The 16,676-nt window shown below is 62.6% G+C and carries 16 protein-coding genes; 7 read left to right on the forward strand and 9 right to left on the reverse strand.

Features of this window, described 5'->3' with window-relative positions; genetic code table 11:
- Positions 1–36: 36 nt before the first annotated feature.
- Positions 37–561 (reverse strand): gamma carbonic anhydrase family protein, encoded by a 525-nt coding sequence (locus ACHMXK_RS16245; RefSeq protein WP_397441572.1) that lies wholly within the window; start codon positions 559–561, stop codon positions 37–39.
- A 220-nt stretch (positions 562–781) separates the two neighbouring features.
- On the opposite strand from ACHMXK_RS16245, the gene ACHMXK_RS16250 reads away from it, so the two are divergent.
- Positions 782–1,567, forward strand: coding sequence for a ferritin-like domain-containing protein (locus ACHMXK_RS16250; protein ID WP_397441573.1), 786 nt, complete (start codon positions 782–784; stop codon positions 1,565–1,567).
- A 188-nt stretch (positions 1,568–1,755) separates the two neighbouring features.
- On the forward strand, positions 1,756–3,021 hold the full coding sequence (locus ACHMXK_RS16255; RefSeq protein WP_397441574.1) for a class I SAM-dependent methyltransferase: 1,266 nt from the start codon (positions 1,756–1,758) through the stop codon (positions 3,019–3,021).
- Positions 3,022–3,048: 27 nt separating this feature from the next.
- On the opposite strand, the gene ACHMXK_RS16260 is transcribed toward ACHMXK_RS16255, so the two are convergent.
- From ACHMXK_RS16260 to ACHMXK_RS16275, 4 genes are all read right to left on the reverse strand, one after another.
- The gene (locus ACHMXK_RS16260) at positions 3,049–4,026 is read right to left on the reverse strand and encodes a Bug family tripartite tricarboxylate transporter substrate binding protein (protein WP_397441575.1); all 978 of its coding nucleotides are present in this window, start codon (positions 4,024–4,026) and stop codon (positions 3,049–3,051) included.
- A 48-nt stretch (positions 4,027–4,074) separates the two neighbouring features.
- Positions 4,075–5,064, reverse strand: a complete 990-nt coding sequence (locus tag ACHMXK_RS16265; RefSeq protein ID WP_397441576.1) for a Bug family tripartite tricarboxylate transporter substrate binding protein — start codon at positions 5,062–5,064, stop codon at positions 4,075–4,077.
- A gap of 194 nt (positions 5,065–5,258) precedes the next feature.
- Positions 5,259–6,161, reverse strand: a complete 903-nt coding sequence (gene xerD, locus ACHMXK_RS16270) for a site-specific tyrosine recombinase XerD (protein ID WP_397441577.1) — start codon at positions 6,159–6,161, stop codon at positions 5,259–5,261.
- A 107-nt stretch (positions 6,162–6,268) separates the two neighbouring features.
- Positions 6,269–7,243, reverse strand: a complete 975-nt coding sequence (locus ACHMXK_RS16275) for a tripartite tricarboxylate transporter substrate binding protein BugE (RefSeq protein ID WP_397441578.1) — start codon at positions 7,241–7,243, stop codon at positions 6,269–6,271.
- A 122-nt stretch (positions 7,244–7,365) separates the two neighbouring features.
- Here ACHMXK_RS16275 and ACHMXK_RS16280 point away from each other — a divergent pair, with 122 nt between their 5' ends.
- Positions 7,366–8,271, forward strand: a complete 906-nt coding sequence (locus tag ACHMXK_RS16280; RefSeq protein WP_397441579.1) for an AEC family transporter — start codon at positions 7,366–7,368, stop codon at positions 8,269–8,271.
- A gap of 6 nt (positions 8,272–8,277) precedes the next feature.
- On the opposite strand, the gene ACHMXK_RS16285 is transcribed toward ACHMXK_RS16280, so the two are convergent.
- The 3 genes from ACHMXK_RS16285 to ACHMXK_RS16295 are packed head-to-tail and all read right to left on the reverse strand — an operon-like array spanning position 8,278 to position 10,558.
- Positions 8,278–9,114: a substrate-binding domain-containing protein gene (locus ACHMXK_RS16285; RefSeq protein WP_397441580.1), complete on the reverse strand. Its 837-nt coding sequence runs from the start codon at positions 9,112–9,114 to the stop codon at positions 8,278–8,280.
- On the reverse strand, positions 9,111–9,800 hold the full coding sequence (locus ACHMXK_RS16290) for a phosphate ABC transporter ATP-binding protein (protein WP_397441581.1): 690 nt from the start codon (positions 9,798–9,800) through the stop codon (positions 9,111–9,113). The genes ACHMXK_RS16285 and ACHMXK_RS16290 overlap by 4 nt, the downstream gene beginning before the upstream one ends.
- Positions 9,797–10,558 (reverse strand): ABC transporter permease, encoded by a 762-nt coding sequence (locus tag ACHMXK_RS16295; RefSeq protein ID WP_397441582.1) that lies wholly within the window; start codon positions 10,556–10,558, stop codon positions 9,797–9,799. The genes ACHMXK_RS16290 and ACHMXK_RS16295 overlap by 4 nt, the downstream gene beginning before the upstream one ends.
- 157 nt (positions 10,559–10,715) lie before the next feature.
- On the opposite strand from ACHMXK_RS16295, the gene ACHMXK_RS16300 reads away from it, so the two are divergent.
- Complete coding sequence (locus ACHMXK_RS16300) at positions 10,716–11,822, forward strand: substrate-binding domain-containing protein (protein ID WP_397441583.1); 1,107 nt, start codon at positions 10,716–10,718, stop codon at positions 11,820–11,822.
- A gap of 633 nt (positions 11,823–12,455) precedes the next feature.
- On the opposite strand, the gene senA is transcribed toward ACHMXK_RS16300, so the two are convergent.
- Positions 12,456–13,685 carry a selenoneine synthase SenA gene (gene senA / locus ACHMXK_RS16305; RefSeq protein WP_397442545.1) on the reverse strand — a complete coding sequence of 410 codons (1,230 nt, stop codon included), beginning with the start codon at positions 13,683–13,685 and terminating at the stop codon, positions 12,456–12,458.
- A gap of 28 nt (positions 13,686–13,713) precedes the next feature.
- On the opposite strand from senA, the gene senB reads away from it, so the two are divergent.
- From senB to ACHMXK_RS16320, 3 genes are all read left to right on the forward strand, one after another.
- Positions 13,714–14,751, forward strand: a complete 1,038-nt coding sequence (gene senB / locus ACHMXK_RS16310) for a selenoneine biosynthesis selenosugar synthase SenB (protein ID WP_397441584.1) — start codon at positions 13,714–13,716, stop codon at positions 14,749–14,751.
- A 22-nt stretch (positions 14,752–14,773) separates the two neighbouring features.
- Positions 14,774–15,847, forward strand: a complete 1,074-nt coding sequence (gene selD / locus ACHMXK_RS16315) for a selenide, water dikinase SelD (RefSeq protein ID WP_397441585.1) — start codon at positions 14,774–14,776, stop codon at positions 15,845–15,847.
- Positions 15,848–16,029: 182 nt separating this feature from the next.
- Entirely contained in the window at positions 16,030–16,668 is a 639-nt protein-coding gene (locus ACHMXK_RS16320) for a TRAP transporter small permease subunit (RefSeq protein ID WP_397441586.1), read from the forward strand.
- Positions 16,669–16,676 lie beyond the last annotated feature (8 nt).

Consider the following 16,676-nt stretch of genomic DNA (forward strand, 5'->3'; position numbering starts at 1 on the left):
TGGTTTGCTTGGATGGGGTCATGGTCTCAATACTGTTCAATCAATCTTTTTCAGCCCGGACTGGTAGCGCCGGGCATTGTCTATATAGTGCTGCGCGATCATTTTTAAACCCGCGATCTGCTCGGGCGACAACTGCCGCACGGCTTTGGCCGGGCTGCCGAGGATCATGGAGCCATCGGGAAACTCCTTGCCTTCGGTCACCAGCGAACCCGCACCCACCAGGCAGTTTTTGCCAATTTTTGCGTTGTTCAGCACCACCGCGCCTATGCCGATCAGGGAGCCGTCGCCAATGGTGCAGCCATGCAACATGACTTGGTGGCCGATGGACACGTTTTCACCAATCGTCAGGGGCACGCCCAAATCGGCATGCAAGACGCTGGCGTCCTGGATGTTGGAACCGCGGCCTATGGTGATGGTTTCCGTGTCGCCGCGTATCACCGTGCCAAACCAGACGCTGACATCGGCCGCCAGCTCGACATCGCCAATGACCTGGGCGCTGTCGGCGACCCACGCGGATTCGTGCATTTTGGGAGCCAGATCGTCCAATTGGTAAACCGCCATCGTGTGTTTCCTTTGTTGTCTCTTGATACACCCCATTGTAAAGAGCGCCCTTCCCGCCGGTTGCGGACGGCCGGGGCGACCTGTGCCGGCACCGGGAATTAGGTTTTTCTTAAGGAAAAACAGCCTGCCACCCTTATGTTGAGGTCGCAGATTGCTATTATTTTTACAGCAACACAAATCCCACCCACTTGGCCAGCCCCGGGTAGCGGAAAATCACCCCATGACGACTTCTCTCCGACAACTCGCCCAGGACATCATCGTGATCTGCGATCCGGCACACAAGGCGCTGGCGGCTCGCGCGCTGGACACGCAAGCAGCAGACCTGGGCGCCGACCTGGCCATGGCCGCCGTGCCTGGTATCCCGGGCCGGCCCGAGCGACCGGTGTTGCTGCCGCCCGCGCAGATGAAAAACCGCGCCGTCGGCACGCTGGAAGGCCGCGCGGCCTTGATCCACGCGCTGGCGCATATCGAGTCCAACGCCATCGACCTGGCGCTGGACGTGTTGTGGCGCTTTGAGGGCATGCCGGCGCGTTTTTACCGCGACTGGGCCCGCGTGGCCAGGGAAGAGGCGCTGCATTTCCAGTTGCTCAACGCCCACCTGACGGACATGGGGTTTGCTTATGGCGACTTCCCGGCCCACAACGGCCTGTGGGAAATGGCCGAAAAAACCAAGGGCGACCTGTTGGCCCGGCTGGCCCTGGTGCCGCGCACGCTGGAGGCGCGCGGCCTGGACGCCTCGCCGGCCATTCGCAACAAGCTGATTTCGGTCGGCGACCGGCGCGGCGGCGAGATTCTGGACATCATCCTGCGCGACGAAATCGGCCATGTCGCCATCGGCAACCACTGGTACCGTTACCTGTGCGAGCAACGTGGGCTGGACGTGATCAACACCTATGCCGCGCTGGCCATCACCTACCAGGCGCCCAAACTCAAAGGCCCGTTCAACCTGCCGGCCCGGCGCGCCGCTGGTTTTGACGAGGCCGAACTGGCCCAACTGGCGCTTTAAACCGCCCGCAGCCCATCGAAAAACTTGGGCTGTCTGACACGGATTGTCAGATTTGCCGCACAACCCAGGCACCCGCGCGGCGCTAGGCTGAAGGGTGGCCGGCGAAAAGAGCTCGCCGGACAAATGGCGGCTGAACACTTAAACTGTCCTCATCGGTCCAGACTGAAACGTCGAACAGGAGTGTGCACATGATCCGGCATCTCGTTCCTCTCATTGAGTCCCAAATCGTGCGCTTGCCGGCGCCGGTTGCCGTTCAATTGCCGGAGGGCCAGGTGCTGGGCCCGCCCGGTGCGCCGGTCAAAATGTCGTTTTCGCACTGGTCCAGCCTGGCCCGCCTGAAGGCCGGGCAAATTGGCGCACTGGCCGAGGATTTTGTCGAAGGCCAGCTCAAGCTGGAAGGCCGCATGCGTGATGTGATGGCCGTGGCGGCCGGCCTGCTGCCGGACAACCCGGTGGCCACCAGCGCCAGCGGCTGGTCCCACCTGCTGCGCCAGATTCGCTCCTTACGGCCCGATTCGCCCGAAAAAGACGCCCAGCAAATCCAGTTTCACTACGACGTCTCGGACGATTTTTATGCGCTCTGGCTGGACCCGCGCCGGGTGTATTCATGCGCCTATTACCGCAGCAGCGACATGACGCTGGCCCAGGCGCAGGAAGCCAAGCTGGACCACATCTGCCGCAAGCTGATGCTGCAGCCCGGTGAACGTTTTCTGGACATCGGCGCGGGCTGGGGCGGCTTGCTGCTGTGGGCGGCCGAACATTACGGCGTGGATGCCACCGGTATCACCTTGTCGAAAAACCAGCATGCCCATGTGCAGCGCCTGATCAAGGAAAAAGGGCTGCAAAACCGCGTTCGTATCGAGCTGCGCGACTACCGAGAGCAGGACGAGAGCCGGCCTTTCGACAAAATTTCCTCGGTCGGCATGTTCGAACATGTGGGCCGCGCCAACATGACGGGGTATTTCAGCAAGATCCATCGCTTGCTGGCGCCTGGCGGGCTGGTCCTGAACCACGGCATCACGGCCGGCGGGCTGGACAACATGCAATTAGGCGCCGGCATGGGCGATTTCATCGAAAAATACATTTTTCCGGGCGGCGAATTGCTGCATGTCAGCGATGTCCTGACCCACCTGGCCCGCTCCGGGCTGGAAATGGTGGACACCGAAAACCTGCGGCCGCACTATGCACGCACCTTGTGGGACTGGTCGGATACGCTGGAGGCCAAACTCGGCGAGGCGCAACAAGTGCTGAGCGCCACGGCCGGCGAGGCGCGGGCCGAAAAAACCCTGCGCGCCTACCGGCTCTACCTGGCCGGCAGCGCCATGAGTTTCGAGCAGGGCTGGCTGGGGCTGCACCAGATGCTGGCAACCCGGCCTTCCGGCGAGGTCAAGGACGAAGCCATCAAGGGCGCGCAGGCCCGCTACCCGTTCCGGCGCGACTACATGTACCGCTGAATATGTACCGCTGAGCGCGGTCAGGCCTCAATCCAGCTGAAGCTTGCGCTCGCGTATCAGTTTGGACCACTTCTCATTGTCGCCTTTGACAAAAGCGGCAAACTCCGCCGGGCCGCTGCTGTGCACCTCGGCACCCACCGCCGCAAACTTGGCCTTGATCTCCGGCTGGGCCAGGACCTTGGCCAGTTCCGCCGCGAGTGTGTCCACGATGTCCTTGGGCATGCCGGCCGGACCGACCAGGCCCTGAAAACCCACAGACTCCATGCCGCTCAGGCCGAGTTCACGGACCGAAGGCACATCCGGCGCGGCCGGGTCACGCCTGGCACCCGTCACCGCCAGCGCCTTGAGTTTGCTGCCCTTGAGTTGCGGCAGCAACACGCTGCCGGCGTCAATCAGCAACTGGGTCTGCCCGCCTATCAGGTCCTGCACCGCAGGCGCACTGCCTTTGTAGGGCACATGGGTCATGTTCAAACCTGTGGCCTGGTTCATCAGCTCGCCGTTCAGATGCGTGGAGGTGCCGGCGCCGCCCGAGGCGAAATTCACCTTGCCGGGATTGGCACGTGCCCAGGCCACAAATTCCTTGAGGTCTTTCGCCGGGTGATCCATTTGTGTGACCGCGATATAACTGCCCTGGCTGATCTGCCCGATGTAGGTGAACTGCCGCACCGGGTCGTAAGGCATCTTTTGCTGAAGATAGGGCGCAATCGCAAACGGCCCGGTGTTGGCCAGCAGGATGGTGTAGCCGTCGGGTACGGCACGTGTCAGTTCCCCGGCTGCCAGCATGCCGCCGGCACCGGGTTTGTAGTCCACCACAATCTGCTGTTTCAGCGCCTCCTGCAGCGCCACCTGCACCGTGCGCGCCGCAAAGTCAATGCCGCCGCCTGGCGGGTAACCCACGATCAGGCGTATCGGTTTGGCCGTGGGCCAGGGCGCTTTTGATGGTGTCTGCGCCAGGGTCAGGCTGGCCAGGCCCAGCAAGGTGAAGGCGGCGATGATTTTTTTCACAAGTTGTCTCCGTGTTTTGTTATGTATCGATGATCCGTTCGCCAGGCGTCAGTCGGCCTTGATCTGCGCCGCCTTGATGATGCGGGCGTTGCTCGCGGACTCCTGCGCGATCTGGCGGGCAAACTCTGCGGCACTGCCGATCGCCGGCACGTTGTCGGCACTCAGCAGGCGCTTGCGCAGCTCGGGCGTCTGCAAGGCCAGGTTGATCTCGGTGTTGAGGCGTTGCAACACCGCTTCGGGTGTTTTGGCCGGGGCAAACATCCCGAACAGGGAGCTCAGGTTGGCCGGCGCAAAACCAAGTTCGGCAAAGGTCGGCACCTGCGGCAAGGCATCCACCCGCGCCGGCGCCCCCACGGCCAGCGGGCGCAGCTTGCCCGACTGGATGTGTGGCATCACCGCCCCGCTGAGGTTGGTGGTGATCACTTCAAACTGCCCGCTCAGCGCATCGGTGAGTTGCTGGCCGCCGCCCTTGTAGGGGATGTGGGTGATCTCTATTTTTGCGCTGTGCTGAACCTGCTCCAGCACGATGTGGCCGACCGTGGCCAGCCCCGAGGTGGACCAGCGCACGCTGCCGGGTTTGGCTTTCGAGGCGGTCAGCATGTCCTTGAAGTCCTTGCCGGCAAAGGTGGAGGTGGCAAGCAGCACCACCGGCGAATACATCACGCTGGCCACCGGGGCAATGTCCTTGACCGGGTCAAAAGGCAGCTTGCCCAGGTGCGGGTTCAGCGCCAGCGGGCTGATCGATGAAAAACCAATCGTGTAGCCGTCGGGTGCCGCCTTGGCCACCATGTCCATGCCAATGCTGCCGCCGGCACCGGCACGGTTTTCGATGATCACCGGCGTGGCCAGTTGCAGCGTCAGCTTGTCGGCCAGCGCCCGCGCGACGTTGTCGCTGATGCCGCCCGGCGGATAGGCCACCACGATGCGGATGGGGCGTGCCGGCCAGGCCTGGGCGGTGGCGGCAACAGGCAGGGCGGCAGCGCACAAGGCCAGCAAAGGCAAGGCGAGCAGGCTGCGGCGCGGGGTCAGACGTGACATGCAAATTTTCCAAGAATAAAAGTTGGTGCTATTTTGCCCTGCGTTGGGCAAGCACCAGTCCCGTCGACGGGGTTAAGCAGACTTGGCGGCGCCGATACCAGCAAGGGCCGCGGAACCGGCTTCGCCGGGCCGCAGGCGCAGCGGCCCCCTAGGGGGCAGGGAGCTACACGCAGTGAGCGACCATGGGGCACACATCATCCGCGAGGATGATGCGCCGCATGCAGGTTTTTCAGGCGCTCTCTAGCCACATGGGTGTAAATGGTGGTCGTGGAAATATCGGCATGGCCCAGCAACATCTGCACCGCACGCAGGTCGGCGCCGTGGTTTAACAAATGGGTGGCAAAAGCGTGGCGCAAGGTATGTGGTGACAGCGGCGAGTGAATGCCCGCCCGCAGCGCGTATTTCTTGACCAGCATCCAGAACATCACCCGGCTCATGCCGCTGCCGCGCGCGGTGACGAACAAATCGTCGGTCTGCTGTCCGCCCAGTATTTCGGGTCTGGCCTCGGCGAGGTAACGCACAATCGCCTCCCTGGCGACTTGGCCGAAAGGCACCAGGCGCTCCTTGCTGCCCTTGCCCATGACCCGCAGCACACCGTCATTCATGCTGGTGTGAAAGGTCTTGAGCCCGACCAGCTCACTGACACGCAGGCCGCTGGCGTACATCAACTCCAGCATCGCGCGGTCACGCAAGCCCAGCGCCGTGTCTTCGCTGGGTGCGTTCAGCAGCGATTCGACCTGCGCTTCCGACAAAAGTTTGGGCACACGCAAGGCTTGGCGCGCCGACTGCAGCTTGAGCGTGGGGTCAACCGTGATCAGACGTTCACGCAAAGCCCAATGGAAATAACGCTTGAACACGGTCAGCCGGCGGTTGGCCGTCGTGGCCTTGGTTGTGGTGTGGCGCGCCGAGAAATAAGCCTGGATATCGCTCTCCAGCGTGGCATCCAGCGCCCGGGCGCCCTGCTCAGCGGCGCCCAGCCAGACGGCGTACAGCGACAGGTCGCGCCGGTAGGCCTCCAGCGTGTTTTTGGACAGACCGTCTTCCAGCCACAAGGCATCGATAAAGGCGTCCATGCTGGACTGGCTCTGGGAATTCATACCGGAACGATAACAAAATGAAAAACAGACACGCAAAAAAATACCCTGCCAGGCGCACTGCCTGCAGGGTATGGGGGGCCTGGCTGCGGACTCCGCAGCCGGCAAACTTAATCGAGCTTGAGCCCGGCGGTGGTGACCACCTTTTTATAAACCTCGTATTCGGCCTTGATCTGCGCCGCGAACTGCTCCGGCGTGTTGCCGACGATCAGGGAACCGGTGTCTTCGATGCGTTTGCGCACCGCCGGGTCTTGCAGTGCCTTCAAGGTGCCGGCACTGACCTTGTCGACCACCTCTTTCGGCAAGCCTTTGGGGCCGACGATGCCGTAATAAGCCATGCGATTCACAGGCTCCAGGCCCAGCTCCTTGAAGGTCGGCACATCAGGCAGCGCTGCCAGGCGCTGCGGTGCGGCGACGACGATGGGAATCAGGCGCTTTTGCTGGATGAAAGGTAAAGCAGAAGGCAGGTTGTCAAAAATCATGGGCACCTGGCCTGCCACCGTGTCGTTCAGAGCCGGGCCGGCACCGCGGTAGGGAATGTGCGTTATAAACGTGCCGCTCAGGTTTTTATACAACTCCATCTGCAGGTGGCCGATGCCACCCGTGCCCGACGAGGAGTACGAATATTTGCCCGGGTTTTTCTTGAGCTCGGCAACAAACTCCTTGTAGTTGCGCGCTGGAAAACTGGGGTGCACCGCAATGATGTTGGGTGTGGCCGCAATGTTGATGATGGGCGTGAAGTCCGTCAGCGGGTTGTACGGAATTTTGGGGTTGATGGCCGGATTGGCCGCCGTGGTCGACACGGTCGCGACACCCAGCGTATAACCATCGGGGATGGCGCGCGCCGTTTCGGTGGCCCCCACCACGCCGCCGCCGCCGGCCTTGTTTTCAATGATCACGCTCTGGCCCAGCGCCTTGCCCAAGGGCTCGGCAATCACACGACCGACGATGTCGGTGGTGCCGCCTGGCGCGAAAGGCACTTGCAGTTTGATGACCTTGTTGGGATAAGCCTGGGCGAATGCGGACCCTGCGGCGGCAGTTGCCAGCGTCAGCGCAGAAAGGGTAAGCAGATAACGACGTTGCATGACGGATTTCCTTGAAAAGATTACAGCGCCTATCCTAAGCGCAAGCCATGTGTCCGCTTCTTGTGGATTACGCATAAGGGCAAACCCCGATTTGCCTGAAAATTTGCGGTTATTCTCAGTGGGTGAATTACGCCCAACTCCTCTTCCCCGACTTCTCCCTCATCCTGTGTGGCTACCTGGTCTGCCGTTACACCGCGTTGAACCGCAACGTCTGGCAGCAGGTGGAAAGCCTGGTTTATTACTTTCTGTTCCCGGTCCTGCTGTTCCAGTCCATCGTCAGAAGTCCGCTGGATCTGGGCGCGGCCTCCAGCCTGATCGCCGCCGGACTGAGCATGTGTCTGCTGGGCATTGGCCTGGCCTATGCCCTCCCCTACCTGCCCTGGCTGGGAAAACACATTGATGCGCGTGAACATGCGGCCAGCGCACAAGTGGCTTTCCGCTTCAACTCCTTTATTGCGCTGGCACTGGCCGAACGTCTGGCCGGCGCCGAAGGCCTGTTGCTGATTGCGATTTTGATCGGTGTCTGTGTGCCGCTGCTCAATGTCGGCGCGGTCTGGCCGATGGCGCGGCACGCCAAGACCGGTTTTTTGCACGCCCTGGTTCGCAATCCGCTGATCATCGCCACCGCCCTCGGCTTGAGCGCCAACCTGATGGGCTTTCATATCCCGGTCTGGCTGGAGCCCACGGTGACCCGCATAGGCGCGGCTTCTTTGGCCTTAGGCCTGATGGCGGCGGGCGCCGGCCTGCAATTCCGCTCGCTGGCCGCGGCCAAAACCCTGGCCGTCTCCTTGCTGGCGATTCGCCACTTCTTCATGCCGCTGATCGCGCTGGGCCTGTGCTGGGTCTTTGGCCTGTCGACGGTGCAAACCACGGTGCTGCTGTCGTTTTCAGCCCTGCCGACCGCCTCCAGTTGTTACGTGCTGGCGGCCCGCATGGGTTACGACGGCGCTTTTGTGGCGGGCCTGGTCACCTTGTCGACCTTGCTGGGCATTGTCAGCCTGCCGTTTGCGCTAGGGATATTGAGGTAGGCTCTGTTAACGCGTGGCGTTGGGGAAAAACAGCTGCTCGCCGCCAATCTTGTAACTCGCCACCACGGCCTGGCCGGCGGGTGAAATCACCCAGTCGACAAACTTCTGCGCTTCGGCGGCCTTGACCTGCGGGTGTTTGGCCGGGTTGACCACCATCACGCCGTACTGGTTGAACAAGCGGGTGTCGCCTTCGACCAGCACCACCAGCTCACCGCGGTTCTTGAAGCTGAGCCAGGTGCCGCGGTCGGTCAACACATAGGCGTTGGACGAGGAACCGATGTTGAGCGCCGGGCCCATGCCGCAACCGCAGGCCTTGTAGCCGGCAAACTGCGGGTTGTCGACGCCGGCCGTTTTCCAGTAACGCAACTCGGCGGCATGGGTGCCGCTTTTGTCGCCGCGCGAGACAAAACTGGCGTTGCTGGCGCTGAGTTTTTTCAGCGCTTCAACAATGTCCTTGCCCTTGGTTTTTGCCGGATCGGCGGCCGGGCCCACCAGCACAAAGTCGTTGTACATCACCGGAAAACGTTTGATCGCAAAACCTTCGGCCACCACTTTTTCTTCGGCGACCTGGTCATGCACAAACAACACGTCGGCATCGCCGCGGCGACCCATGTCGATGGCCTGGCCGGTGCCCAGCGCCACCACCTTGATATCTATGCCGCTGGCCTGTTTGAAGGCCGGCAGCAAGGAACTGAACAAACCGGACTGTTCGGTCGAGGTGGTCGAGGCCATCACGATGGTGTTGGTTTGCGCTATTGAAACAGTAGCTGCCAGCGCAAGTGGGATAAGGGCTACGGCCCTAAAACCCTTAAAAACACGCAAGGCGAGAGGTGAGGCGTTCATACAAGTTCTCCTTTGACAAAAATCTCTGCTTCCAGCGGCAGCGGGCCGTTGAAAAAATCATGCGCCGGCAAGTCCGCCAGCAGGCGGCCGTGCTCCAGGTAAATCACACGGCTGGCCAGGCGTTTGACCTGGCCCAGGTTGTGGCTGCTGAAAATCAGGGTCATGCCGGCGTCTGCAAACTCGGCCATCAAGGCTTCGACCTCGCGTTTGGCGCCGGGGTCCAGGCTGGCGGTCGGCTCGTCCAACAGCAAGACCTGGGGCTGCATGGCCCAGGCGCGTGCCAGGGCCAGCCGCTGCTGCTGGCCGCCCGACAAGGCCTTGGCATTGCGCGGCGCCAGCGCCAGCAGGCCGACACGCTCCAGCGCCCGCAAGGCATGGGTCTTGGCCTCTTTCCAGGGCATGCCTTGCAGCCACAGCCCGAGCGCCACATTGCTCTGGGCGCTGGCGCGCAACATATAGGGGTGCTGGAACAACATGGCCTGGCGCGCCGTCGCATCAAATTGCAGACGGCCCAGGGTGGGTCGGACCAGGCCGTGCAAGGTGCGCAGCAAGGTGCTTTTGCCGCTGCCGTTGGAGCCGACCAGCGCCACACGTTCGCCGGCATGGATGCGCAGCCCACAAGACTTCAGGGCCTGCACCTTGCCGTAAAACACGGCGACCGACGTCATGTCAAAAAGCGGCTTCATGGCCGGCTCCCCTGCTGTTGCGGCGCCAGCCGTTTCAGCGCGCCCGCCGGCACGTCCTCGTCGATGCGTTCGCGCCAGCGCCGCACCAGTGCAATCAGCACATTGAGCAACAAGACCACGGCCAGCAACAACACACCCAGCGCCAGCGCCAGCGGCAAATCACCCTTGCTGGTCTCCAGCGCAATCGCCGTGGTCATGACACGGGTGAAACCATCGATGTTGCCGCCCACCACCATCACCGCACCGACCTCGGAAATCGCGCGGCCAAAGGCGGCGATCAGCACGGTGAGCAAGGTATAACGCTCATCCCAGAGCAGCAGCAGGCTGCGCATACCCCGGCCGGCACCCAGCGACTGGAACTGCTCGCCGTGCAGGCGGTCGGCGTCTTCAATCGTCTGGCGCACCAGCGCCGTCACCATGGGCAGTACCAGCACGGCCTGCGCCAGCACCATGGCCTTGAAAGAAAACAGCCAGCCGAGAAAACCCAGCGGGCCGGAACGCGAAAGCAGCAGGTAGACCACCAACCCCACCACCACCGAGGGCAAGGCCAGCAGGGTATTGAGCAGGGTCAACACCACGTCGCGGCCGCGAAACCGCGCCACCCCCAGCCAGGCGCCCAGCACCAGGCCGGCGCTGCAGGCCAGCAAACAGGCGCAGGCACTGACGGCCAGCGACCTGAAGACAATGCTGCCGAGCATGGGATCGAAGGAGGCGATGAGCGAAAAAGCCGTGCTGATGCTGCTGGAGAAAGTGTTCATGCCGTCAAAATGGTGAGCCCCTATCCTAGGGTCTAAGCTTGGGCGTGCTTATCGGGAATCACGAGCTATGAACAAAGGTGCATAGGATGGATGCCAAACAGCCTTGCGCCAGGTGCGGCTGACCGCGCACCCATAATCAGCAAACTTCTTAAGCACCATGCACAAAGTCGAACTCTCCTACCTGTTGTCGCCCGAACGCGGCAAAGACGCGCTGATCCGCAACCCGCTGATGGACTTGCTCCATGCCGTGCGCGAGCAGGGGTCGATCTCGAAAGCGTCGCGGGCACTCGATTTGTCTTACCGCCATGTCTGGGGCGCACTGAAAAAATGGGAGCAGACCCTGGGACGCACCCTGATCGTCTGGGACAAGGGCCAGCGTGCGCAACTGACCGAGTTCGGCGAAAAACTGCTGTGGTCCGAACGCCAGGCCCAGGCCAGGCTCGCGCCGCAAATTGAAGCGCTGCGCGGCGACATCGAGCGGGCCTTTTCCACCGCCTTTGACGATGACGCCCACGTGTTGACGCTGTACGCCAGCCACGACGCCGCGTTAAGCGCCTTGCGCGACCAGGCCGCGGCGCGTCGGCTGCACCTGGACATCCGTTTCATGGGCAGCGTGGACGCGATTGCGGCACTGAATGCCGGGCGCTGCATGATGGCCGGCTTCCACACGCTGGACCGGCCCGGCCTGCACTCGGTGCCGGCGCAGACCTACCGTCATCTGCTCAAACCCGGTCAACACAAACTGATTGGTTTTGCCCACCGCAGCCAGGGCCTGATTGTTGCCAAACACAACCCGCGCCGGCTCACCCAACTGGCCGACCTGCAGCAACCGGGGTTGCGTTATGTGAATCGCGCGCAAGGCACGGGCACACGTGTGTTGCTCGATGAGTTGCTGGCGCAGGCCGGGCTCGGCCCCGACAGCATCTCCGGCTACGACTCCCAGGAACCATCCCACACGGCCGTCGCGCAGGCCGTGGCCAGCGGCGCTGCCGATGCCGGCCTGGGCATTGAAGCCGCCGCCCGCGACAAGGGCCTGGACTTTGTGCCACTGGTGCAGGAGCGGTATCACCTGGTCTGCCTGAAGTCCGCGCTGCCGCAGGCACCGGTGCAGGCGCTGCTGGCCGAGTTGCAAAGTGATGACTGGCAAACCACCTTGGCCGGCCTGCCCGGTTACAGCGGTGCTGACGCGCAAAGTGGGCAGGTCTTGTCGCTGCGGGCCATGTTGCCTTGGTGGAATTACCGCACGGCCAAGGCCAAGCCTTGATCCTTAAGTAAAAATAGGCTCTAGCCCTTTATCTGCGTGCGTAAGCAGCTATTTAATTTATAGCGAAATTCCACTTGAGTTGAGAGCGTTGACGCCATCGTCGATGCCGCTTCATGTGGTGTGCCTGCAGGCCGGGTCTCGGCCCGGCGGCCGACTTACTTTCTTTTGCTTCGCCAAAAGATAAGTAAGCAAAGAAAAGGTGACCCCGCTGTCTGCGTCCCTGCGCTTCGCTCCGGGCAACCTGCGGTGCTCGGTCCAGTCGGGGTCGAGCTCGAACTCGCCTTCGGCTCAGACAATCGCTCGCCCTGATCCGACTGGCCCTGCGCTCCTCGGCGCATACAGAAGGGGTTGAGAAACAGGACCGGGAACGGATGCAGAGAGACGTTGACGCGCGTTGCGCGTCAACGTTAGTTCAAGAAACTGTTACTCATGCACGCGGGCGCAGCACACAAGGCCAAATGAAGTCCCCCTCCATCGCCCAGCGGGGCGAGGGAGGGGTTAGGGGTGGGAGTGGGGAGTCCGGCCTACTGTCCAAAGCAGACCGAAAGCGCAGCGTGATGCCACTAGTTTTCGAACGGAATCAGCCTCTAGTCCATATGCAACGGTCGCAAGCAGCTATCAATGTCATAGCACCTACAGCGAGCACGACCGAAACCCGCAGAAGATATCGTCGCGCCCAGGCAAATAAAAATTGCGGAATTTCGGGTGTTTCATGCGCGCCCGGGTCGCCATCGAGGCACCGCGCAACACCTTGTGCGTGCCAAACCAGGGCTGGGAATAATCGGCATAAGGGCCAGGTGTGAACCCCGGGTAAGGCCGGAAGCTGCTGCCTGTCCACTCCCAGACATCACCCCAGCGAAAACCCCGGCGCACCGCCGTGTGTGCTGCCACTTCCCACTCGACCTCGGCCGGCAGGCGGCGTCCGGCCCAACGGCACCAGGCGTCGGCTTCCCACCAGCTCATGTGCATGGCCGGCTGGTTGCCCAGCATACGCATGGCTTTGCCGAAACGGGTTTGCATCACCGCGCCGCTGGCCACGCCGATCTGCTCGACGTAACGCGGACCACGCCGGCCTTCGCTGGCCGCCGTGGCTTGCAGCCAGTCCCAGCCTTCCGGCAGCCAGAACTCGGGCTGGTCGTAACCGCCGTCATCGACAAACTCGACGAACTGGGCCCAGCTCACCGGCTGGGCGTCGATCTCGAACTCGGGCACCTGGACCTCATGCTGCGCCTGTTCGTTGTCGAAGACAAAACCCATGGCATGGCCCGCATCGGCACTGCCCTGCTTCCAGACCGTGGCCGGGATCAACAAGGGCTCGCGCAGAAACATGGTGGGCGGGGTGAAGGCTTGCGACAAAGCCTTGTCCAGGGTCAGCCCCAGCGTTTGCGCGGTGTAGGTCAGGGCTTCGGCATGCATGTCTTCATGGAACAGGCACAGGCGGTAAAAATACAAGGCGTCGTCATCGTCGCCGGCTTTTTCCAGCAACTCCAGCGTGCTTTCCAAGGTGTCGAGCAGGTAGGCGCGGCAGTTGGCCACGCTGGGCAGATCCAATGACCAGCGCTGGGCATGCGGCACATTCGCCGAGTCCCACCAGCGGTCGGCCCGGGGTTCGATGGAGGCCAGCCGCGTGTGCGCCGCGTCACAACGCACGCCCCGGGTCCGCTGCATGTTGCGGCCTATCCACCACTCCTGGAACCAGGCCACATGACCCAGCTCCCACAGCGGCGGGTTGAGGGTCGGCAACATCGGCACCACAAAATCAAGCGCCTCCAGCGCCTGCTGGTACTGGCCAAAAAGCCGCAGCGTATGATTGCGCGCATCCATCAGGGCCAGCGACAGGACATCCCGGCCTGCACTGCGCATCAGGGGCGAATCAATCAAACCGCTCACCGTGGTTGAAGATGAATGGGGTGATGAATTGGGTGTAGCGTCTGAAGCCAAAACAGTGGTCCTGGTAAGCCCGGCGATGCAGGAGGCCAACAACGGCAACTGGCACACCGCGCATCGCTGGGCGCAATTTCTGTCCAGTCATTGTGACATCGCGTTGCTGCCCGCCTGGCCTGCGTCCTTGAGCGCCCCTACCGCCGACGCCATGATTGCCCTGCATGCGCGGCGCTCGGCGCCTTCGATCCACGCCTGGGCGCGGCAGTGTCCCGGCAAACCACTGATCCTCGTTTTGACGGGCACCGACCTGTACCGCGACATCGGGGTGGATGCCGACGCACAAAAATCGCTGCGACTGGCTAGCCATCTGGTGGTCTTGCAGGAAGCCGGCCTGCAGCAGGTGCCGCCCGATTTACGCCACAAAACCCGGGTGATTTACCAGTCGGCCCGGGCCCTTCGCCCCGCCGTCAAATCAACACGCCAGTTTCGCGCGCTGATGGTTGGCCATCTGCGTGATGAAAAAGACCCGCTGACCTACCTCCGGGCGGCCGCGAGGTCTTTCGCAGGCCGCATGCTGTTTGAGCACATTGGCGAGGCGCTGCAGCCGGAACTGGAACAGGCGGCGCGTGCGGCGGAACGCAGCACCCCCGGCTACCGCTGGCTGGGTGGCCTGCCGCGTGCGCAAACCCGCCAACACATCAAGCGTGCCCATGTGCTGGTCAACAGCTCACGCATGGAAGGTGGCGCCCAGGTGATTCTGGAGGCCGTGCAGTCCGGCACGCCGGTGCTGGCATCGGCCATCAGCGGCAACATCGGCATGCTGGGCGCCGATTACGCCGGCTACTTCGCGCTGGGTGACGACGCCGCACTGGCAGCGCTGCTGCAGCGTTGTGCGGCCGAGCCCGGCTTTCTGGCGCTGCTCCAGGAACAATGCCGCCAACGCGCCCATCTGTTCAACCCGCCCGAAGAAAACCGCCGTGTTTTAAACTTGATACACAGCGCACTGAATCCCAGCGCAACCCGCCCCGACGACCAGCCCGACTGAGACGACTTTCGAAAGTTTTGCCATGACCACCCCCACGCCCCTCACCCCCGCCGCCAAACCGGCCGTGCCCCGCCTGAGCAGCCTGTCGCACGGTGGCGGCTGCGGCTGCAAAATCGCGCCCGGCATCCTGAGCGAAATTCTCAAAAACTCCAGCAACCTGCCGATCCCGAAAGAATTGCTGGTGGGTATAGAAACCGCCGACGATGCCGCGGTTTACCTGCTCAACGACGAGCAGGCGCTGATCGCCACCACCGACTTTTTCATGCCCATCGTCGATGACCCGTATGACTTCGGCCGCATCGCCGCGACCAATGCCATCAGCGACGTCTACGCCATGGGCGGCACACCCATCATGGCGCTGGGTCTGGTGGGCATGCCCATCAACGTGTTGCCGTTGGAAACCATAGGCGCCATCCTGCGCGGCGGCCAGGACGTCTGCCGGGATGCCGGCATCCCGATTGCCGGCGGCCACACGATTGATTCGGTCGAGCCGATTTACGGCCTGGTGGTGCTCGGGCTGGTCCATCCTTCGCGCGTCAAGAAAAACTCCGGCGCCAAGGCGGGTGACATGTTGATCCTGGGCAAACCGCTGGGTGTCGGCATCTTGTCGGCGGCACTCAAAAAAGACCAGCTCAGCGACGCCGGTTATGCCCGCATGATTGCCGTGACCACCCAGCTCAACAAGCCCGGCATCGCGCTGGCGCAAATGGACGGGGTACATGCCCTGACCGACATCACCGGTTTTGGCCTGGCCGGCCACGGGCTGGAGCTGGCACGCGGCGCCAAACTCAAAATGGAAATACGCCTGGACCAGATCCCGCTGCTGCCCGGTGTGCTGGAGCTGGCGGAACAAGGCATGGTCACAGGCGCGTCGGGGCGCAACTGGGCCAGTTATGGCCCTGAAGTCACCCTGCCGGCCGGCATCACACCGGCGCAGCAGGCCCTGCTCAGCGATCCGCAGACCAGCGGCGGCTTGCTGGTGTCCTGCAGCCCCGACAGTGCCGACCAGGTGCTGGCCTGCTTCCACAGCCAGGGCTTCCCCGACGCCCGGGTCATAGGCCGCATGAGCGAGGGCCAGGGTGTCCAGGTGATCTGACGCTTGGTCTGCTCACGCACAGTCAGCGCCTGATACCAGCGAGCAGCGTCATTCATTCGTCAGCTTGTCCCTTATAGTCTCTATAAAATCCCCACCGCGCTGACGTGCATCCGGCCCTGACCTTTTGAGGGCTTGCCGGAGGTTTGTCATGACGCTGAATCATTCCTATCGGAGACAAAAAAATGCACGCCCTCTTGAAGTTTTCCAAGGCCGTGGACTGGCTCAATGCCCAGATCGGCAAATCCGTCATCTGGCTCATCCTGGCCGCCACGGTCATCAGTGCGCTCAACGCCGTTGTGCGCAAGGTTTTCAACACCAGCTCCAACGCCTTCCTCGAAGTGCAGTGGTACCTGTTCGCCTGGTCCTTCCTGATCGCCGCCGGCTTCACGCTGCTGCACCGTGAGCATGTGCGCATCGACGTCGTGAACAGCCGCATGTCCAAGCGCGCACAGGTCTGGATCGACATCATCGGCTTCGCATTCTTCCTGACGCCGCTGTGCCTGACGGTGCTTTACCTGTCCATGCCCGTGGTGATCCAGATGTACCAGTCGGGTGAAATGTCCGGCAATTCCGGCGGGCTGATCCGCTGGCCTGTGTGGGCAGCGCTGCCTATCGGCTTCACGCTGCTGCTGTTGCAGGGCTGGTCGGAGCTGATCAAGCGCATCGCCTTCCTGCGCGGCCAGGGCCCCGACCCCATGGGCCGTCTGACCGACAAGACGGCTGAAGCCGAGCTGATCGAAGCCCTGCGCCGCGAAGCCGAAGCGAAGGCCGCCCAAGAGGCCGGCGCCACGTCCGGCAGCACACCAAAACCACAACACTGACCGAGGCG

The sequence above is a fragment of the Polaromonas sp. UC242_47 genome (genome assembly GCF_044452385.1).
Taxonomy (GTDB): Bacteria; Pseudomonadota; Gammaproteobacteria; order Burkholderiales; family Burkholderiaceae_C; genus Polaromonas.